Source organism: Pseudomonas sp. MB-090624 (genome assembly GCF_003205245.1).
Lineage (GTDB): Bacteria > Pseudomonadota > Gammaproteobacteria > Pseudomonadales > Pseudomonadaceae > Aquipseudomonas > Aquipseudomonas juntendi.
Map to the genome: position 1 here is coordinate 52476 of NZ_QJRK01000032.1, position 19808 is coordinate 72283.

Below are 19808 nucleotides of genomic sequence, written 5' to 3' on the forward strand. Positions count from 1 at the left end.
GCCGGGTTCAGGCTGCATCATTATAGGCAAAGGTCACGCGCTGGGAATGGCTGTGGGACGGGGATTTTGAGGGGGCTGCAAAGCAGCCCCCAAGGCCTTTATGCGGTTTTCTCTTCCACATGCAGGTACAGATTGTCGATCAACCGGGTGTTACCCAGGTAAGCCGCCGCAATCACCACAAGGTCGCGATCATCGATCACCGCCGGGCGCAGGCTCACGGCATGGCGCACTTCCAGGTAATCTGGACGCAAACCCGCGGCAACCAGCTGCGCCTGCCCTTGGGCAACCAGCGCGGCAAAATCCCGCTGCCCGCGGCCAATGGCCGAAGCGATATGCTGCAGCGTACGGTACAGCGCGGGCGCGGTGGCCCGCTGCTCGGGCGTGAGGTAACCATTACGCGACGACAGCGCCAGGCCATCGTCGGCCCGCACGGTGGGCTCGCCAATGATCTGGATCGGCATGTTCAGGTCGCGGACCATGGCGCGGATCACTGCCAGTTGCTGGAAGTCCTTTTCACCGAACACCGCAAGGTCTGGCTGGACCATGTTGAACAGCTTGGTGACCACGGTGGCCACACCTTCGAAATGCCCTGGCCGGCTGGCGCCGCACAAGCCTTCGGAAAGCTGGGGAACACTGACCCGGGTTTGCACGCTCATGCCGTCGGGGTACATCTCTGCCACGCTGGGTGCGAACAAAAGGTTGCAGCCGGCTTGCAGCAGGCGCTCCTGGTCGGCGGCCAAGGTACGCGGGTAGCTGTCCAGGTCCTCGTTGGCACCGAACTGCAGCGGGTTGACGAAGATGCTGGCGACCACGAAATCGGCACGCTGCGCGGCCTTGGTGACCAGGGCCGCGTGGCCGCTGTGCAGGTTGCCCATGGTCGGCACGAAACCGATGCGCTTGCCCTCACCGCGGGCACGAGCTACTGCTGCGCGCAGTTCGCGGACGGTCTTGACTGTATTCATGCACTGAACCCGTGTTCGCTGCCTGGGAAACTGACTTGCTTGACGGCCTCGACGTAAGCAACGAGGGCGCTGTGGATATCCGGTTGGCCCTGCATGAAGTTCTTCACGAACTTGGGCACCCGGCCGCTCAGCGACAGGCCAAGCATGTCGTGCAGCACCAGCACCTGGCCATCGGTGGCACTGCCGGCGCCGATGCCGATCACCGGAATACCGACCGCGTTGGTGATTTCCGCGGCCAGTTCGCTGGGTACGCACTCCAGCAGCAGCATGGCTGCACCGGCCTGTTCCAGGGCAATGGCATCAGCGCGCATCTGCCGGGCCTGGGCTTCCTGGCGGCCTTGCACTTTATAGCCGCCCAGTACGTTGACGGTCTGCGGGGTCAGGCCCAGGTGCGCACACACCGGTACGCCACGCTCAGCCAGCAGGCGAATGGTTTCTGCCAGCCAGGCGGCACCTTCGATCTTGATCATGTGGGCACCTGCCTGCATCAGCGTGGCGCTGTTGGCAAAGGCCTGTTCCGGGGTGGCATGGGCCATGAATGGCAGGTCTACCAGGATCAGCGCGCCGTCATTGCCACGTTTGACGCTGGCGGTATGGTAGGCCATGTCGGCCGTGGTGACCGGCAAGGTACTGTCGTGGCCCTGCAGGACCATCCCCAGCGAGTCGCCCACCAGCAACACTTCAACACCGGCCTGGCTGGCGACTTTGGCGAAGGTCGCGTCGTAGCAGGTCAGCATGGTGATTTTTTCACCCTTGGCCTTGAGGCCATGCAGGGTGGTCAGGGTTACTTCAGGCATGTAGGAAATTCCTCGTTCAGGCGCTGTAAAAAACGACTGCATTCAACGCGTGTAGTCATCTTCCGGAGCGGCACATCATCGCGCGTGATGTTCGGGCACAGGTCCGTCCGGGCCTAAATACGGGTATGCGGCAGTCAGTTGCCACACGGGACGCCTATAGTCGTGAGCGAGGTGGGGGAAGTCAATCACCCTGTTACCGCATTGTTACGATCAGGGTGTTACTGGCGTTACCGGGCCGGTGCAACGGGCTGGAGCACCCGGTTTACAAGCGCTCCAGGCCGACGAATGGGCAAGCCTCAAGCAGCTGCGCAAGGGCGCGGCCATCGGCCAGGCGGAAGTCGCCCGGTACCAGCTCGGCCAGCGGGTACAGTACGAAGGGGCGGGCATGCATGTGGTAATGCGGCACCTTCAAGCGGGGCTCGTCGAGCACCTGGTCGCCGAACAGCAGGATGTCCAGATCCAGCGTGCGTGGGCCCCAGCGCTCGGCACGCACCCGGCCCTGGTCGTTCTCGATGGCTTGCAGGGCATCGAGCAAGGCCAGCGGTGCCAGCTGGGTGTCCAGCGCCGCGACGGCGTTGGTATAGCGTGGCTGCCCGGGCAACAGCGAATCGCTGGTGTAAAAGGCAGAGGCTGCTACCAGGCGCGTGGCCGCGACCTGGTCCAGCGCCTGCAACGCGCTGCGCAACTGCTCGGCCGGTGCAGCCAGGTTGCTGCCCAGGCCGACGTAGGCGCGCGTCGTCACTCGAATGCCTCGTCGCCAGCGCGCTTGCGTTTGCTGCCGCTGCGCTTGCGTTTACGCGGGCCGGCAGTGCTGCCTTCGTCACGGTTGCCCAGGTCGCGGATCATCTCGCGGCGCTCGCTGTCGTTGGCGTCCTGGTAATCGGTCCACCATTGCCCCAGGTCGTCGGTTTCTTCGCCCGCGCTTTCACGCAGCAGCAGGAAATCGTAACCGGCACGGAAGCGCGGGTTGTCCAGCAGCATGTCGGCGCGCTTGCCGCTGCGGCGTGGCAGGCGCTCCTGCATGTCCCAGATTTCCCGGATTGGCAGGGTGAAGCGCTTGGGGATGGCGATGCGGGCGCATTGCTCGGCGATCAGGTCGTGGGCTGCGCCATTCATGGCCGGAATCGGGGGTACGCCCTGGCTCTGCAAATGCAGCACGCGGGCTGGCAGGGCAGGCCACAGCAGCGCGGCGAACAGGAACGCCGGCGTTACCGGTTTGCCCTGCTTCACCCGCAGGTCGGTGTTGTTCAGTGCCTGGCTGATGAGCGTGTGGGTATAGGTCGGGCGCTCTTCCAGCGCGTGCACACTGGCCGGGAACAGCGGCTCGAACAGCTCCAGGTCGACCAGCATTTCAAAGGCGATGGCACCTTGGCCCGACAGGAACAGCTTCAGGCTCTCTTCGAACAAGCGCGCTGGCGGGATTTCGCGCAGCAGTGGGGCCAGTTCGCGGATCGGCTTGAAGGTATGCTTCTCGATACCGAAGTCCAGCTTGGCCGCAAAGCGCACTGCGCGCAGCATGCGCACCGGGTCTTCCTGGTAGCGGTGCGTCGGGTCGCCGATCAGCCGCAGCAGGCGGTTGCGAACATCGTGCACGCCGTTGGCGTAATCGAGAATGCGCTCGCTGACCGGGTCGTAGTACAGGGCGTTGATGGTGAAGTCGCGGCGCTGCGCGTCTTCTTCCAGGGTGCCGTATACGTTGTCACGCAGGATGCGACCACTGGCGTTATGCGACGAACGGTGGCTGTCATTCTGGTCATCTTCCGTATGCGGGGCACGGAAGGTAGCGACTTCGATGATTTCACGGCCGAAATGCACATGGACCAGCTTGAAGCGGCGGCCAATGATGCGCGCATTACGGAACTCGGCACGGACCTGTTCAGGGGTGGCACTGGTGGCAACGTCGAAGTCTTTCGGCGTAATGCCCAGCATCAGGTCGCGGACGCAGCCACCGACCAGGTAGGCCTGGTAACCGGCAGCCTGCAAGCGCTCGACAATGTTCACCGCGTGGCGGCTGAACTGGTGGCGCTGCAACGAGTGCTGGCTCTTGTTGATCACCTCAGGCGTGGTGCGCCTGTGGTGCTGGCCCGGTACGGGCGGGCGGAACGACTGGAACAGCTTCTTCAGCATGGGATGCACTGTTTGAAGGAATGTTCGGCCAAGAATAGGAGAATGGCCGCATGATGGGCGGGGATTCTAGCATTTACTCAGGGAATGGTGTAGGCGGGTAGCAGGAAGCCTGCGGGAATCGCAGAAACGACAAGGGGAGCCTAAGCTCCCCAAGAAGTGTCGTTGCGTGCTCTTATTATTTTTTTGCCGGGCTTTTTGTTTTTGTTGAGTGCCCTGCCCACAAAGCCTGAAGCTTGTGGACGACCCCCAAACCGGGGGTAAAGAGCAAACGGATTGCTTTGGCCGCTGATGTCACGTTGATCTGTTGATCCAACCAGTTCAGGCGCTGCTTTTTAGTGCAGTTTTTGTTGTTCTCTGCCTGGTCGTGGGGCAAGCCCCAAACACGCATCCTCTCCAAAAGAATCAGTTAGCTGCGCCTCCGCCGTCTTGTTTTTATTGTGCGTGAGCCGTTTCGTCTTGTTCTTATTATGAGTTGCAGTGCTTGTTATTGTTCTTGTACCAGAGATATAGCAGGTGCCGTGCCAACTTCTGAAAAACCAGTAAAATCAATGGTTTGCTGGATTCTGCAGGTTTGTGGCAGGCCCGAAATGTGGAAATTTCGTTACCGTACGCCTCGGTGACTGTTACGGCGCAGAGGGTGGGTAACAGATTTCTGCGGCGGCGGATGTGTTACCTGGGGTGTGGTGGCTGGCCGTTTCGCGGGCTTGCCCGCTCCCACAGGATCACCGTGGCTGCCAGGTTGCGCTGTGCTTGTGGGAGCGGGCAAGCCCGCGAACAGGCCGGTGAGGCTGGTAGAGAAGGGGTAGGAGGAACCTCCCACCCATGCGGGTCAGTTATCGCTGGTGGCGTTGCTCTTGCGCCGCGGAATGCCCAGGCGTTGGCGGCGTTCCCACAGGCATTTGCGGCTGACGCCGAGCTTGCGGGCCAGTTCGGTCTCGGTCATGTGGTCCTGGTGCTCGAGCACGAAGTGCTGGAAGTAGTCTTCCAGGGACAAGTCCTCGGTCGGCTCGTGGCTGGCATTGGCCGCGCTGGCCACCGCCAGGGCGTTGTCGAGAATATCGTCTTCTTCCAGGTCGCTCAGCTCGATGTCGATACCCAGCAGGTCGGCAGAAATTTCTGCGCTCTCGCTGAGAATGACCGCGCGCTCCACGGCGTTTTCCAGCTCACGTACGTTGCCCGGCCAGCTGTAGTGACGAATGGCCTGTTCGGCTTCGGCAGAGAAGTGCAGGTCATCACGGCCAATGCGCGCACTCTGGCGGGCCAGGAAGGCACTGGCGATTTCATTGACGTCGCTGCCGCGCTCGCGCAGCGCGGGCAGCTTCAGGGCGATCACGTGCAGGCGGTAGTACAAGTCTTCGCGGAACTGGCCGGCCTTGGCCAGGTTCTTCAGGTCGCGGTGGGTCGCGGCGATCAGGCGCACATCGACCTTTTGCGACTGCACCGAACCGACCCGGCGAATTTCCCCTTCCTGCAGCACGCGCAGCAGGCGGGCTTGGGCTTCCAGGGGCAGTTCCCCGATTTCATCGAGGAACAACGTACCACCGTCTGCAGCCTCCACCAGGCCCGCACGGCCGGCACTGGCGCCGGTGAACGCGCCTTTCTCGTGGCCGAACAGCTCGGACTCGATCAGGGTTTCGGGGATGGCCGCGCAGTTCACCGAAATCATCGGCGCCTTGGCGCGCCGCGACAGGTTGTGCAGGGCGCGCGCCACCAGCTCTTTACCGGTACCCGATTCGCCCTGGATCAGCACATTGGAATCGGTAGGGGCCACCTTGCGGATCTTGCTGTACATGTCCTGCATGGGCGGGCACGAGCCGATGATACCGATGTCGCCATTGGCCGCTGCCGGGGCCGCTTTGTCGGCAGGGGCTGCCTTGCCGGTGCTGGCGCGGGGCTCGGCAGCCGGTGCTGCAGCCGGGGCGTTCTGCCGGTCGCGCAGGATGCGGGCCACCGCTTGCAGCATTTCGTCGTGATCGAAGGGCTTGGCGATGTAGTCCACCGCGCCCATCTTCATCGAGTCCACGGCTGAGCGCAGGCTGGCGTAGCTGGTCATGATCAGCACCGGGGTGCCTTGGCCGAGCTTGATCAGCTCGGTGCCGGGTGCACCTGGCAGGCGCAGGTCACTGACGATCAGGTCGAAAGTGGCAATGCTGAAGCGTTCCTGGGCTTCCTGCACCGAGCCGGCTTCGCTGACCTGGTACTGGTTCCGCTCGAGCAGACGACGCAAGGCCGAGCGGATGATGGTTTCGTCTTCGACGATCAGAATGTGCGGCATTGATTCAATTCTCTCGACGGTCTCGAATTTCAGGGGACGTCGCTACGACATGCCGGGGCAGGGTCACGCGGATCCGGGTGCCACGTTGCCGTTCGATGTCGGCCGGGCTGTCGATGGTGATTTGCCCATAATGCTCTTCCACGATGGAATAGACCAGAGCGAGGCCCAGTCCGGTTCCCTCGCCGGGGTCCTTGGTGGTGAAGAACGGCTCGAACAGACGGTCCTGGATGTTCTTCGGGATGCCGCTGCCCTCGTCCTCGACGATCAGGTCGACGGTGTGCTCGCTCACCTCGCTGCGCACGCGCACTGCGCTACCGGGCGGCGAGGCGTCGCGCGCGTTGGAAAGCAGGTTGATCAGCACTTGGGCCAGGCGCTGCGGGTCGCCTTCTACCCAATGGTCGGGGTCGCAGAGGTTGAAGAACTGTACTTCGAAATTACGCCGGTTCAACGCCAGCAGACCAATGGCGTCCTGCGCCACTTCGGCCAGGCACACCGGTTCCTCGCTGTTCTGGTGGCTGCCACCGGCATGGGCAAAACTCATCAACGACTGGACGATGCGTGACACGCGTTTGGTTTGGTCGAGGATCTGGCTGGACAGCTCGGTGATTTCGCCGTCGCCTTCACGCTCCTCGCGCAGGTTTTGCGCCAGGCAGGCGATGCCGGTGATCGGGTTGCCGATTTCGTGGGCCACGCCGGCGGCCAGCCGGCCGATGCTGGCCAGGCGCTCGGAATGCACCAGCTTGTCTTCCAGGGCCTGGGTTTCGGTCAGGTCCTCGACCAGCAGTACCAGGCCGCTGTTACCGGGGGCCAGTGGTTCATCGATGGCCGCCTTGTGCAGGTTCAGCCAGCGTGGCTGGCCATCGAGTGCCAGGCGTTGTTTGTGCAGATGCTCGTCGGGCACGTTGATGAAGCCCTGCAGCAGCCCGCGCCAGGGCTCGGCGATGGTCACCAGGCGTGAGCCGACCACGTGCTTGGCGGCAATGCCGGTGAGCTCTTCCATGGCCTTGTTCCACATGAGGATTTCCTGGTCCTTGGCCAGCGAGCAGACGCCCATGGGCAGCTCCTGCAAGGTCTGGCGGTGGTAGCGGCGCAGGGCATCGAGCTCGGCGGCCAGGCCGGTCAGGCGCGAGTGGTAGTCTTCCAGGCGGCTTTCAATGAAGTGGATGTCCTCGGTGACGTAGTTCTCGTTACCGGACTTGTACGGCAGGAAGGTCTCGACCATGTCCTGAGCCACGCTCGGGCCCATCAGGCCCGACAGGTTGGCCTCGATGCGGTCACGCAGGCGGCGCAGGGCGTATGGCCGGCGTTCGTCGAACGGCAGGTAAAGGTCGCGCAGGGCCTGCTCCACTTCCTTTTGCGCGGCTTTGGCGCCCAGCGGCTTGGCCAGTTGGGTCGCGAATTCCTGGGGCGAGGCTGCGTGCAGTTCGCGGCGCTGTGGGCGGCGCACGTTGTCCACCGCGCAGGCTTCTGCGGCGCTGACCTCTTCGGTGCTGGCGTTGGTGAACAGCGAAATCAGGGTGAACAGCAGCACGTTGGCCGCCAGCGAGGCGATGGCCGCCATGTGCCAGCTGGTATCGTCCAGCACGTAGATCATGTCCAGCAGCGGGATATAGAAGCCTTGCAGGTTGCCCAGCAGCGGCAGCAGCATGGTCACCATCCACACCAGCGTGCCGGCCAGCAGCCCGGCGATGATGCCGCGGCGGTTGGCGGTCGGCCAGTACAACACGGACAGCACGCCGGGCAGGAACTGCAGCGTGGCCACGAACGCCACGATGCCCAGGTTGGCCAGGCTCTGGTGGTTGTTCTGGGTCAGGTAGAACATGAAGCCGGCGGTGATGATGGCGACGATCAGTGCGCGGCGGGTCCATTTCAGCCAGCGGTAGATGTTGCCCTCGGCCGGGGGCTGGTATAGCGGCAGCACCAGGTGGTTGAGGGCCATGCCCGACAGCGCCAGGGTGGTGACGATGATCAGGCCACTGGCCGCCGACAGGCCGCCTATATAGGCCAGCAGGGCCAGTGCCTGGTTGTTGGCGGCAATGCCCAGGCCCAGGGTGAAGTATTCGGGGTTGGTACTGGCGCCCAGGCGCAGCCCGGCCCAGAGTACCAGCGGCACGGCCAGGCTCATCAGCAGCAGGAACAGCGGCAGGCCCCAACTGGCGCTGACCAGCGAGCGTGGGTTGAGGTTTTCGGTGAAGGCCATGTGGTACATGTGCGGCATGACGATGGCCGAGGCGAAGAACACCAGCAGCAGGGTGCGCCACGGGCCTTCCTGCAGCGGGGTGTGCAGCGCGGCCAGGGCGGTCTGGTTCTGCAGCAGCCACACTTCCAGCTCGTGCGGGCCGCCAAACACGCCATACAGGGCGTACAGGCCGATACCGCCCAGTGCCAGCAGCTTGATCACCGACTCGAAGGCGATGGCGAACACCAGCCCTTCATGCTTTTCGCGCGTGGCGATATGCCGGGAGCCGAAGAAGATGGTGAACAGGATGATCAGCGCACAGAACGCGAAGGCCACCCGGGCCTTGACCGGCTCACCGGTAAGGATGCTGATCGAGTCGGCCACCGCCTGGATCTGCAACGCCAGCAACGGCAGTACGCCAATCAGCATGATAAGGGTGGTCAACGCGCCGGCCCAGGTGCTGCGGAAGCGGAACGCCAGCAGGTCGGCCAGCGACGACAGCTGGTAAGTGCGGGTGATCTTCAGGATCGGGTACAGCAGCACTGGCGCCAGCAGGAATGCACCGGACACCCCCAGGTAACAGGCAAGGAAGCCGTAGCCGTACTGATAGGCCAGGCCCACCGAGCCGTAGAACGCCCAGGCACTGGCGTAAACGCCCAGCGACAGGGTGTAGGTGAGCGGGTGGCGAATGATGGCGCGCGGGATCAGCCCGCGCTCGCTGACCCAGGCTACGCCGAACAGCACCATGAGGTACCCGGCGCTGATCAGGATCATCTGGGTCAGGCTAAAGCTCATCGGCATCTCGTTGGCTCTGCAGGATGAAGGTGACGACGATCAGGATCAGCCAGAGCAGGTACGGGCGGTACCACGCTCCGGTCGGTTCGATCCACCAGTCCATGATGGCCGGGGAGAACAGGTAGATCCCCACGACCAGAAGCAGGACCAAACGATAGATGTACATGCTGGCCTCGATGGTTGGGCGCTGCGGGTTTGAACTTATTATTGGCGCAAATGATTGGGCGGATGCTAGCGGGAATCGCTGAGGTTAGCCAAGGGTTTGAATTTGTTGGGCTTTTGTTTTGAGGGGAAGATGGCCTGTTCGGGCCCTATCGCTGGCAAGCCAGCTCCCACGGGGATCGCATCAGGGCTGACAGGTGTTTGCCACAAGGTATGCAGCGCCTGTTAGAGCGAGCGCCGCCCGCGCGGCGCATCGCGAGCTGCGCTCGCTCCTACGTTTGTTTCGGGCCAGTTATTCCTGTGGGATTTGCGCGCGAACGCCTTGGTGCATGCCTCAAAATCGCGTCGTACGAACAAGGCGGCCGCGCGCATCTGGCACAGAGGTTACTGGCCCGAAACAAACGTAGGAGCGAGCGCAGCTCGCGATGCGCCGCGCGGGCGGCGCTCGATCTCTCAGGCACTGAAGATGCAGCGGCTACCCTTGCCAGGAACCATAGAATCTCCCACAGGATCACCACAGGCGCTGCATACCTTCTGACAAACACCTGCCAGCCCTAAGGCGATCCCTGTGGGAGCTGGCTTGCCTGCGATAGGGCCGGCAAGGCCTCAGCGCAGTTCAGCCTCTGGCACCGTCGTGCGCTGCGCAATCGCTTCGGGCCGCCACTGCTGGCGGGCCACGGCCAATACTTCAGCCGGCGTTGCCAGCAGCAACTGCGGGTCAGTCGCCTGCCCCAGCGCCCGTAACGCCCGCAACAACAGCGGCGTCGCCTGCTCGGCCTGCAACGGCGGCGAACGGTATGACTTGCCAAGCTTGTGGCCGTCCGGCTGCACGATCAGCGGTATGTGCAGATAGCGCGGCTGCGAAAAGCCCAGCAGCTCTTGCAGGTACAGCTGGCGCGGGGTGTTGTCGAGCAGGTCGGCACCGCGCACGATGTGGGTTACACCTTGCCAGGCATCGTCCAGTACCACGGCCAGCTGGTAGGCATACAGGCCATCGCGGCGCTGTATCACGAAATCGCCCACGTCGCGGCCCAGGTGCTGCTGGTAAGCACCCTGTACGCGGTCGCTGAAACGGTAGATCAGCTCTGGCACCCGCAAGCGGATCGCCGCGCCCTCGCGCGCATGCCCGGCGTTACGGCACAGGCCTGGGTAGATGCCGCCATAGGCCTCCAGTTGCTTGCGCGAGCAGGTGCAGGCATAGGCCAGGCCCATGTTGAACAGGCGGTCGACCACGGCGGCATAGGCGTCGTGGCGCTGGCTTTGAAACACCACTTCGCCGTCCCAGTGCAGGCCGTAGCGTTCGAGGGTTTGCAAGATGGCGTCACGGGCGCCGGGCATTTCCCGGGGCGGGTCGGTGTCTTCCACGCGCAGCAGCCAGCGGCCGTCGACGGCGCGGGCATCCAGCCAGGAGGCGAGGGCAGCCACCAGTGAGCCAAAGTGCAGGAAACCGCTGGGGGTGGGGGCAAAGCGCCCGATGTAGCTGGAGTTGGTCATGGTCTGGCTGGGTATATAAATGCAACGGGGCGCATGATGCGCCCCGTTCGGTTGGAAGAAAGATCAGCCTTTGCCGACCGTTTTTTCCTTTTTCTCGGCGATTTCCTTGCAGTCGAAGCACAGGTCGGCGGTAGGGCGGGCTTCCAGGCGGCGCAGGCCGATCTCGATGCCGCACGACTCGCACCAGCCGTATTCGTCGGCCTTGATCTTGTCGAGGGTCTTGTCGATTTTCTTGATCAGCTTGCGCTCGCGGTCGCGGTTGCGCAGCTCAAGGGCGAATTCTTCTTCCTGGCTGGCACGGTCGGCCGGGTCGGGGAAGTTGGCTGCCTCGTCCTTCATGTGATCCACAGTGCGGTCCACACTGGTCATCAGCTCTTGCTTCCAGGCGCCGAGAAGCTTGGTGAAGTGCTTTTTCATGGGCTCACCCATGTATTCTTCACCCTTGGACTCTACGTAAGGCTCGACACCGTACATGGTCTGACCGGTTTTTTGCTTTTCTACGGTGGACATGAATAGACCGCCTCTCACTCATCTGATCCAATGCGCAGGATGCTCCATCTCCGGCGACCGCCGGCCCTGCGACTGCGAGCCGCCGAACTTACCAGATAGATCGGGGGTGCGCTAGCCCGCCCGATCCTGCTAACAGACACCGGCCTGAGCGGTACGTTCGATTGCTTACGCAGGTAGAATCTTCAGTTTAGCCGCTATTGAGAGAAGGTCATGGCCCACCCCTACAGCGCGCGCAGCCGCGCCATCGAACCTTTCCATGTCATGGCACTGCTGGCGCGGGCCAACGAGCTGCAGGCGGCCGGCCACGACGTGATCCACCTGGAAATCGGCGAGCCGGACTTCACCACCGCAGCACCGATTGTGGCTGCGGGCCAGGCCGCGCTGGCCGCCGGCCACACCCGCTATACCGCCGCACGCGGCCTGCCGGCGCTGCGCGAAGCGATAGCCGGGTTCTATGCACAGCGCTATGGCCTGAGCATCGACCCGCAGCGCATTCTCATTACCCCAGGCGGCTCAGGCGCCCTGTTACTGGCCAGCAGCCTGCTGGTCGACCCCGGCAAGCACTGGTTGCTGGCTGACCCGGGCTACCCGTGTAACCGCCACTTCCTGCGCCTGGTAGAAGGCGGGGCGCAACTGGTACCGGTCGGCCCGGAGGTGAACTACCAGTTGACCGCCGACCTGGTGCAGCGCTACTGGGACCAGGATACCGTTGGCGCCTTGGTCGCCTCGCCGGCCAACCCGACCGGCACGGTGCTGGGCCGTACCGAACTGGCCAGCCTGGCCAAGGCCACCCGTGAACGGCACGGCCACTTGGTAGTCGACGAGATTTACCATGGGCTGACGTACGGCATGGATGCGCCCAGCGTGCTGGAAGTGGATGACTCGGCGTTCGTCCTGAATAGTTTTTCCAAGTATTTCGGTATGACCGGCTGGCGCCTTGGCTGGCTGGTGGCGCCACCGCAGGCCGTGGCCGACCTGGAGAAACTGGCGCAGAACCTGTACATCAGTGCGCCGAGCATGGCACAGCATGCTGCGCTGGCGTGCTTCCAGCCCGAAACCCTGGCCATCTTCGAACAGCGTCGCGCCGAATTTGCCCGCCGCCGCGACTACCTGCTGCCGGCGCTGCGCGAGCTGGGTTTCCGCATTGCCGTTGAGCCGCAGGGGGCGTTCTATCTATATGCCGATATCAGCGCTTATGGCGGTGATGCGTTTGCCTTCTGTCGGCATTTCCTGGAGACCGAACACGTGGCCTTCACCCCGGGCCTGGACTTCGGTCGCCACCTGGCCGGGCACCATGTGCGCTTTGCCTACACGCAAAGCCTGCCGCGTCTGGAGGAGGCGGTGCATCGCATTGCCCGTGGCTTGCGGAGCTGGCAAGGCTGATGCTTTTTTCACCTGCACTCGAACACGGCCGCCTGCTGCGCCGCTACAAACGGTTCCTGGCCGATATCGAATTGGCCAGCGGCGAGCAGTTGACCATCCACTGCCCGAATACTGGCTCCATGCTCAATTGCATGCGTGAAGGCGGGCTGGTGTGGTTCAGCCGCTCCAACGACCCCAAGCGCAAACTGCCGGGCACCTGGGAAATCAGCGAAACCCCACAGGGCCGGTTGGCGTGCGTGAATACCGGGCGGGCCAATGCCCTGGTGGAAGAGGCGCTGCGCGCCGGTACGATCGCCGAGCTGGTCGGGTTCACGGCACTCAGGCGTGAGGTGGCGTATGGCGAGGAGGGCAGCCGCATCGACTTCCGCCTGGAGTTCGACGGTGCCCCGGCCTACGTCGAGGTCAAGAGCGTGACCCTGGGCTACCCCGATAGCCCGGTTGCGGCGTTTCCCGATGCGGTGACCCAGCGCGGGGCCAAGCACCTGCGCGAGCTGGCGAAGCTGGCCAGCCAAGGCATACGGGCGGTGCAACTGTATTGCGTCAACCTGACCGGCATCGACGCGGTGCGCCCTGCCGAGGAGATCGATGCCGCTTACGCTCAGGCGTTGCGTGCTGCGGTGGCGGGCGGGGTGGAAGTGCTGGCATACGGCACGCGCCTGGATCCGCAGGGTATCGTCATCGACCGCCGCTTGCCGGTGCTGCTCAACACTTGAGCCAGACGCCCTGGGTATCTTCATGGCAGCCCAGGGCCTGCAACTGCTCACCGTCACAGGGGCCGGCCACGCATTCGCCGCTCTCGATCAGGAACAGGGCGCCGTGATGGCCGCACTGGATCAGGCTCGCGCTGTCATCGAGAAACCGCTCCTGTGCCCAGTTCAACGGGATGCCCTTGTGTGGGCAGCGGTTGCGGTACAGGTAGACCTGGCCCTGGCGGCGCACGCCGAACAGTTGCAGGCCGTCTACGCTGAAGGCGCGTGTCTGGCCCTCGGCCAGGCTGGATGAGGTACAGAGAAAATGCATGGCAGTACGACTCGTGAAACAGATGATGGCTTGACGCGTCAATGCGAATAATTATCAAATTGCCCGCATTCGCTGCGTCCGGCTTCCCATGGTGCGCAGTTCCGCCGCTCGCCACAAGGCGTGCAGCTCGCCTTCAGAAGGAACCCGATGATGCGTCGTCCCGTCGCTTTGCTCGCCTTGTGTGCAAGCCTTGTGCTCTCTAGCCAGGCCCTGGCGGCAGACCTGCCGCAACGCTGGGTCAGCGCCGGCGGCGCGCTGAGCGAGTGGATATGCGCGTTGGGTGGTGAAGCGCGGCTGGTGGGGGTGGACACGACCAGTCAGCACCCAGCTTCGTTGAAGTCGCTGCCCAGCGTGGGGTACCAGCGCCAGCTGTCGGCCGAGGGCGTGCTCAGCCTGCGCCCGGATGTGCTGGTGGGTACCGAAGAAATGGGCCCGCCGCCGGTACTGGCGCAAATCCGCAAGGCCGGTGTGCGTGTCGAGCTGTTTTCCAGCAAGGCCGAGCTGGCGGCGGTAGACAGCAACCTCAAGCAGTTGGGGCAACTGCTGGGTGCAGAACCGCAGGCCACTGCGCTGGCCGCGGGTTACCATCAGCAACTGCAAACCTTGCAGGCCAAGGTCCAGCAGGCCCAGGCGCAGCACAAGGCACCCGGGGTGTTGCTGCTGGTCGGGCACGCTGGGGCCAAGCCGCTGATCGCCGGGCGTGGCACCGCCGGTGACTGGCTGCTGGGCCAGGCCGGTGGGCGCAACCTGGCAGAGCATCAGGGCTACAAGCAGTTCTCGAACGAAGCATTGGCTGCCCTGGACCCGGATGTGATCGTGTTCTCCGACCGGGCGCTGGCCGATGAGCAGGCGCTGCAGGCTTTGTTGAAAGAAAACCCGGCGCTGGCGGCTTCGCGTGCCGTGCGTGGGCAACGCCTGGTATCGCTTGACCCCACGCTGCTGGTCGGTGGGCTTGGGCCGCGCCTGCCGGCGACCTTGCAATCACTGGCAGCTACCTTCTACCCGGCAGCCAAGGCCAGCTTCGCACAATGAAACAGCGGGTCCAGCCACGTACGTTGTTCATTTGCCTGAGCCTGCTGTGCCTGCTGGCGGTGTGGCTGTCGCTGGCGCTGGGGCCGGTCAGCCTGCCACTGTTCGATACCCTGCGCGCGGGCCTGCGGTTGATGGGGGTGCCCATTACCGCCGACGGCTTGCAGCAGGCCGAAATGATCCTCGGCCAGATCCGTCTGCCGCGCACCTTGCTTGGGCTGGCAGTGGGCGCGGTGCTGGCGTTGTCCGGGGTCGCCATGCAGGGGTTGTTCCGTAATCCGCTGGCCGATCCGGGTTTGGTCGGGGTGGCCGCCGGGGCGGCCGTGGGCGCGGCGCTCGCTATTGTCGGCGGGGCCTGGTTCGGCGGCCTGCCAGAGGCCTTTGCACCCTATTTGCTGTCGTTCTGTGCCTTTGTCGGGGGCCTTGGCGTGACGGCGCTGGTCTACCGCCTGGGCCGCCGCGATGGGCAGACCAACGTGGCCACCATGCTGCTGGCCGGGGTCGCGATGACGGCACTGGGCGGCGCGGTGGTGGGGCTGTTCTCGTACCTGGCCGATGACGCCACGTTGCGTACGTTGACCATCTGGAACCTGGGCAGCCTCAACGGTGCCAGCTACGACCGGCTATGGCCGTTATTGCTGGTGGCGGCGGGTGTGGCACTGTGGCTGCCACGGCGGGCCAAAGCGCTGAATGCCTTGCTTTTGGGGGAATCCGAGGCCCGCCACCTGGGCGTTGATGTGGAGCGGCTCAAGCGCGAACTGGTGTTCTGCACGGCGCTTGGGGTGGGTGCGGCTGTTGCGGCTGCCGGCCTGATCGGCTTCATCGGCCTGGTGGTGCCGCACCTGGTGCGTTTGCTGGCCGGGCCGGATCACCGGGTGTTGTTGCCAGCCTCGCTGCTGGCTGGCGGTGTGCTCATGCTGTTTGCCGACCTGGCGGCACGGCTGCTGCTGGCACCTGCCGAGTTGCCGATCGGCATCGTCACGGCCTTTGTCGGGGCGCCGTTCTTTCTGTTCCTGCTGGTGCGAGGGCGCAGCTGATGTTGCATGCCGAGGGCCTGCACTTGCGGCGGGGCAGCAACGAGGTGCTGCATGACATTGATCTGCAATTGCCCCCCGGCCAGGTGGTGGGCGTGCTCGGCCCCAACGGCGCGGGTAAGAGCAGCCTGTTGGGCGTGATGTGTGGCGAGCTGGTGCCAGACCGTGGGCGGGTGACGTTGCAGGGGCGCGGCCTCGGTGATTGGCCTGGACAAGAGCGGGCCCGGCGCCTGGCCGTATTGCCTCAGGTGTCGAGCCTGGGGTTTTCGTTCAGCGTCGAGGAAGTGGTGGCCATGGGCCGCATGCCGCACGGCACCGGGCAGCGGCGCGACGCCGAAATTGTCGAAGCGGCGTTGCAGGCAGCAGATGCCTGGCACCTGGTAGGGCGCAGTTACCTGGCGTTGTCCGGCGGCGAGCGGCAACGCGTGCACCTTGCCCGTGTGCTGGCGCAGTTGTGGCCGGGGGAGCAGGGCACTACCTTGTTGCTCGATGAGCCCACCTCGATGCTCGACCCGCTGCACCAGCACACTACCCTGGAGGCTGTGCGCCGCTTTGCCGACCGCGGCGCCGCAGTGCTGGTGATCTTGCATGACCTGAACCTGGCGGCACGCTACTGTGACCGGATCCTGTTGCTGGAGCAGGGGCGTTGCCATGCCTTTGCCTCGCCTGAACAGGTGCTGACGCCGGCAGCGTTGAAAGCCGTGTACGGGATCGACGTGCTGGTGCAGGCACATCCTGAGCGTGGCCACCCGCTGATCATTACCCGTTAAAGCCGGCCCGATCGTGGTCGTGAGCGGCCGCTACCCATGGAGCTTCTGCCAATGCGACACCCGCTGTTGTCCGGTTTTTCGCTGTGCATGTTACTGGTATTGGGCGGCTGCCAGGCCAGCCTGCCACCGTTGCCTGCCTGGCAGAGCACCGAAGGGCGCACGCATGCCCAGCTCGGGCAGGTGGTCGATCTCGGCAGCGGGCAGGTAATCAGCCCGGACCAACTGGTGCAGCGTTTGGCTACCGCACCGCGAGTACTGGTCGGCGAAAAACATGACAACCCCGACCACCACGCACTGCAAGTGTGGTTGCTGCACGCCCTGCAGAGCCAGCGTGCCCAGGGCAGCCTATTGCTGGAGATGCTGCAACCTGAACAGCAGCCGCGGGTGGACAGGCTCAAAGGGCAACCCTTGCCGACAGACTTGCCCAAGGCACTGGCGTGGCAGGAGGGCTGGGACTGGCAGTTGTACGGGCCGATCGTGCGTGCAGCCCTGCAACAGCAGATCCCGCTGTTGGCCGCCAACCTTTCCCCAAGTGAAATGCGCCAGGCCTACCGGCAGCCGGCGCCATTGGCGGGCGAGAAATCCAATGCCGCGACCGTCAGGGCGAGCTTGCTGCAGCAGGTACGCACCGGGCATTGCGGGATGCTGCCGGAAAGCCAGCTACCGGCGATGCTGGCCGTGCAGCAGCAGCGTGACCGGCGCATGGCCGAGCGCTTGCTGGCGGCGCCGCAACCGGCACTGCTGTTTGCCGGGGCCTATCACGTGCGCAAGGACCTGGGCGTGCCGTTGCACCTGAGTGACTTGGGTGCGCAGGGTGCGAGCAAGGTGCTGATGCTGGCCGAGGTGGGCGAGAAGGTTCAAGCAGGTGAGGCCGATTACGTGTGGTACACGGCGGCGACGCCAGAGCAGGATTATTGCGCGCAGCTGAAACGATAAGACATGAGAACCTTGGGCAAAAAAAGACCCGGCAAATTGCCGGGTCAATAACCGTGATTAGCCTGATGAGGAGATAATCTGAGAGTCCGAACCAGGGGCTCTTAGCTTATCCAACCAGTCTCGCGACCAGTTGTGATAATCATAACAATTCTCATTTAGACGTCAATCCCTTTTCGCGCTTATTTTGGATTTTTTTGCGCGGGGGTTTTCGCATCCAGTTGTTGGTTGAGGGCTTCCTTGCGTTCGAGTGGCAAATCGTTCCAGTGCATATCCAGCAGGGCGCCTTCTATGGCATACAACAGCACCTTCGATGCGCGAAACCCTCGCGTCTTCACGGCCTGGTATGCACCCACCGCACCCAGGCGGCGCAGATCCGATGCACTGTGAATGCCGGCCGCATGCAGCCACTGCGCAGAGGTCTTGCCAAGGTTTTTCAGATGCTGCAATTCATCGTTCATCGAGCCTCCTTGCGATGGCTGAACGGGTCATGGGGAGATAAATCGCGAGCAGGTCAGAGAGGAGTGTAGCGGGGGTTGGGGAATACGCGGCTTTTTGCCATCGGGACGATGAGACGCCCTTTGCCGGCCTCTTCGCGGGCTCGCCCGCTCCCACAGGTTCGGCGCAGCCTTCAAAGGCTGTGGTTTACCAGTGGGAGCGGGCGAGCCCGCGAAGGGCCGGCCCAGGAAACCGGCTAGCTTACAAGCCAGGCAGACGCTGGCGAATCTGCTCGATCACCTGGTCCATGCTGCCAGCCGTCTGGGTGTCAACGTGGGTGCTCTGCGCCAGCTCCTGCGTATCCAGCGCCTCTCGGCTGGCCTGCTGCGCCTTGACCACCTCCAAGGTGGCATCCGACGGGTCGCTGTTCTCGGCCTGGCGCTGCTCCAGCCAGCTGGCGATCACCGCATCCGGCGCGTGGCAGTCCAGAATCAGGAACGGCACGCCAGTCTGGCTGGCGACCTCGGCCGCAGCCTGGCGCTGTTCGCGTTTGAGGTAGGTGGCATCCAGCACCACCGGGAACCCTGCCCGCAGTACGGTCGCGGCGACTTCGTGCAGGCGCCGGTAAGTGGCAGTGCTGGCCTCCTCGGCATAGATGCCGGTGCTGAGCTGGGCGGCCTCAACCTGCTGCTGTTCGCCGTACAAGCGCTTGCGCTCTACGTCGGAACGCACGCGCACCGCGCCCAGGGCCTCGACCATGCGCATGGCCACGTGGCTTTTGCCCACTGCCGATACACCGTGGGTGATGGCCAGCAGGCGCGAAGGGATGGCGCTGTAGCTTTCTGCCAGGTTGGCGTAGTTGCGGTAGGTGCGCAGGGTGGTGGCACGCTGCACGCCATCGGCATTGGCCGGCATGCTGAACAGGGCGACCTTGGCCCGCACCAGTGCGCGGTAGGCCTTGTAGAAGTTGAGCAGCTCCAGGCCCTCGTAGTCGCCGGTCAGTTCCAGGTACTGGCTGATGAAGCGCCGGGCCAGGCACTTGAGGCCGCGGTCTTCCAAGTCCATCGCCAGGAAGCCGGTGTCGGCGTAGACGTCGGTCAGGCGGAACGGTTCGTTGAATTCGATGCAGTCGAAGATCACCACCTGGCCATCGATCAGCGTGGCGTTGCCCAAGTGAATGTCACCGTGGCATTCGCGAATGAAGCCATTGGCCTTGCGTTTTTCCAGCAGGCCATGCAGGCGCTCGAAGCTGCTGCGTGCCCAGGCTTGCAGGGCGTCTAGCTGTTGCAGGTCGGCCTTGTCGCTGAGGAACGGGCGAATCTGCTCGAAGTTCTGCTCCACCGGCGCCATGACGGCCTCCGGCGTGCCCAGTGGGTGCTCGACCGGTACCCGCGGGGCCTGCAGGTGGAATTCGGCAATCTGCCGGGCCATCTGGTCGATGTGCGTGGCGTTCAGTTCGCCATTGGCCTGCAAGGTGCTGAGCATCTGGCCTTGGGGGAACTGGCGCATCTTCAGTGCATATTCGATAGCCTGGCCTTCGCCGGCGAGTTGCGGCGCATCGGCGCTACCGGTGATCGGCAAAACGTCCAGGTACAGGCCGTCGGTCAGGCGCTGGTTCAGGCGCAATTCTTCGTTACAGAAATGCTGGCGCTGGTCCAGGCCAGTGAAGTCGAGAAAGCCGAAGTTCATCGGCTTCTTGATCTTGTAGGCGTACTCGCCCGTCAGCAGCACCCAGGAGATATGCGTCTCGATGAGCTGGAACCCGTCCACGGGGTGGGGGTACAGGGCGGGGTTCTGCAACGCAGTGATAAGAGCTTGGCTCACGGCAAATCCTTCCGGGGGCAGGGAATTCGAATGCATCATTATGGTCAATGGTGCAGTCCCTGCCTACCGCCGGGCC

At 63.8% G+C, this 19808-nt stretch carries 18 protein-coding genes; 6 read left to right on the forward strand and 12 right to left on the reverse strand.

What is annotated here, in order from left to right; genetic code table 11:
• Positions 1 to 98: 98 nt before the first annotated feature.
• The 9 genes from panC to dksA all read right to left on the reverse strand — a co-directional run bounded on the left by panC (position 99) and on the right by dksA (position 11301).
• The gene (gene panC, locus DMX12_RS18180) at positions 99 to 962 is read right to left on the reverse strand and encodes a pantoate--beta-alanine ligase (protein ID WP_054913925.1); all 864 of its coding nucleotides are present in this window, start codon (positions 960 to 962) and stop codon (positions 99 to 101) included.
• The gene (panB, locus tag DMX12_RS18185; RefSeq protein ID WP_009685363.1) at positions 959 to 1759 is read right to left on the reverse strand and encodes a 3-methyl-2-oxobutanoate hydroxymethyltransferase; all 801 of its coding nucleotides are present in this window, start codon (positions 1757 to 1759) and stop codon (positions 959 to 961) included. The genes panC and panB overlap by 4 nt, the downstream gene beginning before the upstream one ends.
• Positions 1760 to 2021: 262 nt before the next feature.
• The gene (gene folK, locus DMX12_RS18190) at positions 2022 to 2501 is read right to left on the reverse strand and encodes a 2-amino-4-hydroxy-6-hydroxymethyldihydropteridine diphosphokinase (RefSeq protein WP_110679065.1); all 480 of its coding nucleotides are present in this window, start codon (positions 2499 to 2501) and stop codon (positions 2022 to 2024) included.
• Positions 2498 to 3886 (reverse strand): polynucleotide adenylyltransferase PcnB, encoded by a 1389-nt coding sequence (locus tag DMX12_RS18195; RefSeq protein ID WP_110679066.1) that lies wholly within the window; start codon positions 3884 to 3886, stop codon positions 2498 to 2500. Before DMX12_RS18195 ends, folK begins: the two co-directional genes overlap by 4 nt.
• Positions 3887 to 4715: 829 nt before the next feature.
• Positions 4716 to 6161: a sigma-54 dependent transcriptional regulator gene (locus DMX12_RS18200; protein ID WP_054913922.1), complete on the reverse strand. Its 1446-nt coding sequence runs from the start codon at positions 6159 to 6161 to the stop codon at positions 4716 to 4718.
• A gap of 4 nt (positions 6162 to 6165) precedes the next feature.
• On the reverse strand, positions 6166 to 9141 hold the full coding sequence (locus tag DMX12_RS18205) for a sensor histidine kinase (protein WP_177411273.1): 2976 nt from the start codon (positions 9139 to 9141) through the stop codon (positions 6166 to 6168).
• Complete coding sequence (locus DMX12_RS18210; protein ID WP_003250005.1) at positions 9125 to 9301, reverse strand: hypothetical protein; 177 nt, start codon at positions 9299 to 9301, stop codon at positions 9125 to 9127. The genes DMX12_RS18205 and DMX12_RS18210 overlap by 17 nt, the downstream gene beginning before the upstream one ends.
• Positions 9302 to 9903: 602 nt before the next feature.
• Entirely contained in the window at positions 9904 to 10791 is an 888-nt protein-coding gene (gluQRS, locus tag DMX12_RS18215; RefSeq protein ID WP_110679068.1) for a tRNA glutamyl-Q(34) synthetase GluQRS, read from the reverse strand.
• 63 nt (positions 10792 to 10854) lie between these two features.
• Positions 10855 to 11301: an RNA polymerase-binding protein DksA gene (dksA, locus tag DMX12_RS18220; protein ID WP_009685370.1), complete on the reverse strand. Its 447-nt coding sequence runs from the start codon at positions 11299 to 11301 to the stop codon at positions 10855 to 10857.
• Positions 11302 to 11511: 210 nt separating this feature from the next.
• Between dksA and DMX12_RS18225 the strand changes: the two genes are divergently transcribed.
• Positions 11512 to 12684: a pyridoxal phosphate-dependent aminotransferase gene (locus DMX12_RS18225; RefSeq protein WP_110679069.1), complete on the forward strand. Its 1173-nt coding sequence runs from the start codon at positions 11512 to 11514 to the stop codon at positions 12682 to 12684.
• Entirely contained in the window at positions 12684 to 13397 is a 714-nt protein-coding gene (gene sfsA / locus DMX12_RS18230; protein WP_110679070.1) for a DNA/RNA nuclease SfsA, read from the forward strand. The genes DMX12_RS18225 and sfsA overlap by 1 nt, the downstream gene beginning before the upstream one ends.
• Here the strand turns inward: sfsA and DMX12_RS18235 are convergent.
• The gene (locus DMX12_RS18235; RefSeq protein WP_110679071.1) at positions 13387 to 13704 is read right to left on the reverse strand and encodes a Rieske (2Fe-2S) protein; all 318 of its coding nucleotides are present in this window, start codon (positions 13702 to 13704) and stop codon (positions 13387 to 13389) included. The genes sfsA and DMX12_RS18235 overlap by 11 nt on opposite strands.
• 147 nt (positions 13705 to 13851) lie before the next feature.
• On the opposite strand from DMX12_RS18235, the gene DMX12_RS18240 reads away from it, so the two are divergent.
• Genes DMX12_RS18240 through DMX12_RS18255 form a run of 4 tightly spaced genes read left to right on the forward strand, consistent with a single transcriptional unit; the run spans position 13852 to position 17473 of the window.
• The gene (locus tag DMX12_RS18240) at positions 13852 to 14736 is read left to right on the forward strand and encodes a hemin ABC transporter substrate-binding protein (RefSeq protein WP_110679072.1); all 885 of its coding nucleotides are present in this window, start codon (positions 13852 to 13854) and stop codon (positions 14734 to 14736) included.
• A 50-nt stretch (positions 14737 to 14786) separates the two neighbouring features.
• Positions 14787 to 15770, forward strand: coding sequence for an iron ABC transporter permease (locus DMX12_RS18245; protein ID WP_177411274.1), 984 nt, complete (start codon positions 14787 to 14789; stop codon positions 15768 to 15770).
• On the forward strand, positions 15770 to 16537 hold the full coding sequence (locus tag DMX12_RS18250) for a heme ABC transporter ATP-binding protein (protein WP_009685378.1): 768 nt from the start codon (positions 15770 to 15772) through the stop codon (positions 16535 to 16537). The genes DMX12_RS18245 and DMX12_RS18250 overlap by 1 nt, the downstream gene beginning before the upstream one ends.
• Before the next feature lie 51 nt (positions 16538 to 16588).
• Positions 16589 to 17473 (forward strand): ChaN family lipoprotein, encoded by an 885-nt coding sequence (locus DMX12_RS18255; RefSeq protein WP_110679074.1) that lies wholly within the window; start codon positions 16589 to 16591, stop codon positions 17471 to 17473.
• A 179-nt stretch (positions 17474 to 17652) separates the two neighbouring features.
• Here DMX12_RS18255 and DMX12_RS18260 read toward each other — a convergent pair whose 3' ends face one another.
• Both DMX12_RS18260 and DMX12_RS18265 read right to left on the reverse strand, forming a co-directional pair.
• Positions 17653 to 17931, reverse strand: coding sequence for a TfoX/Sxy family protein (locus tag DMX12_RS18260; protein WP_029886419.1), 279 nt, complete (start codon positions 17929 to 17931; stop codon positions 17653 to 17655).
• Positions 17932 to 18169: 238 nt separating this feature from the next.
• Positions 18170 to 19732 carry a bifunctional aminoglycoside phosphotransferase/ATP-binding protein gene (locus DMX12_RS18265; RefSeq protein WP_110679075.1) on the reverse strand — a complete coding sequence of 521 codons (1563 nt, stop codon included), beginning with the start codon at positions 19730 to 19732 and terminating at the stop codon, positions 18170 to 18172.
• Between the last annotated feature and the right edge of the window lie 76 nt (positions 19733 to 19808).

Excerpts from the sequence above, each read along its gene's own strand:
- panC (WP_054913925.1), bottom strand. The coding sequence starts at position 962 with ATGAATACAGTCAAGACCGTCCGCGAACTGCGCGCAGCAGTAGCTCGT.
- panB (WP_009685363.1), bottom strand. The coding sequence starts at position 1,759 with ATGCCTGAAGTAACCCTGACCACCCTGCATGGCCTCAAGGCCAAGGGT.
- DMX12_RS18195 (WP_110679066.1), bottom strand. The coding sequence starts at position 3,886 with ATGCTGAAGAAGCTGTTCCAGTCGTTCCGCCCGCCCGTACCGGGCCAG.
- DMX12_RS18200 (WP_054913922.1), bottom strand. The coding sequence starts at position 6,161 with ATGCCGCACATTCTGATCGTCGAAGACGAAACCATCATCCGCTCGGCC.
- DMX12_RS18205 (WP_177411273.1), bottom strand. The coding sequence starts at position 9,141 with ATGCCGATGAGCTTTAGCCTGACCCAGATGATCCTGATCAGCGCCGGG.
- DMX12_RS18210 (WP_003250005.1), bottom strand. The coding sequence starts at position 9,301 with ATGTACATCTATCGTTTGGTCCTGCTTCTGGTCGTGGGGATCTACCTG.
- gluQRS (WP_110679068.1), bottom strand. The coding sequence starts at position 10,791 with ATGACCAACTCCAGCTACATCGGGCGCTTTGCCCCCACCCCCAGCGGT.
- dksA (WP_009685370.1), bottom strand. The coding sequence starts at position 11,301 with ATGTCCACCGTAGAAAAGCAAAAAACCGGTCAGACCATGTACGGTGTC.
- DMX12_RS18225 (WP_110679069.1), top strand. The coding sequence starts at position 11,512 with ATGGCCCACCCCTACAGCGCGCGCAGCCGCGCCATCGAACCTTTCCAT.
- sfsA (WP_110679070.1), top strand. The coding sequence starts at position 12,684 with ATGCTTTTTTCACCTGCACTCGAACACGGCCGCCTGCTGCGCCGCTAC.
- DMX12_RS18235 (WP_110679071.1), bottom strand. The coding sequence starts at position 13,704 with ATGCATTTTCTCTGTACCTCATCCAGCCTGGCCGAGGGCCAGACACGC.
- DMX12_RS18240 (WP_110679072.1), top strand. The coding sequence starts at position 13,852 with ATGATGCGTCGTCCCGTCGCTTTGCTCGCCTTGTGTGCAAGCCTTGTG.
- DMX12_RS18250 (WP_009685378.1), top strand. The coding sequence starts at position 15,770 with ATGTTGCATGCCGAGGGCCTGCACTTGCGGCGGGGCAGCAACGAGGTG.
- DMX12_RS18255 (WP_110679074.1), top strand. The coding sequence starts at position 16,589 with ATGCGACACCCGCTGTTGTCCGGTTTTTCGCTGTGCATGTTACTGGTA.
- DMX12_RS18260 (WP_029886419.1), bottom strand. The coding sequence starts at position 17,931 with ATGAACGATGAATTGCAGCATCTGAAAAACCTTGGCAAGACCTCTGCG.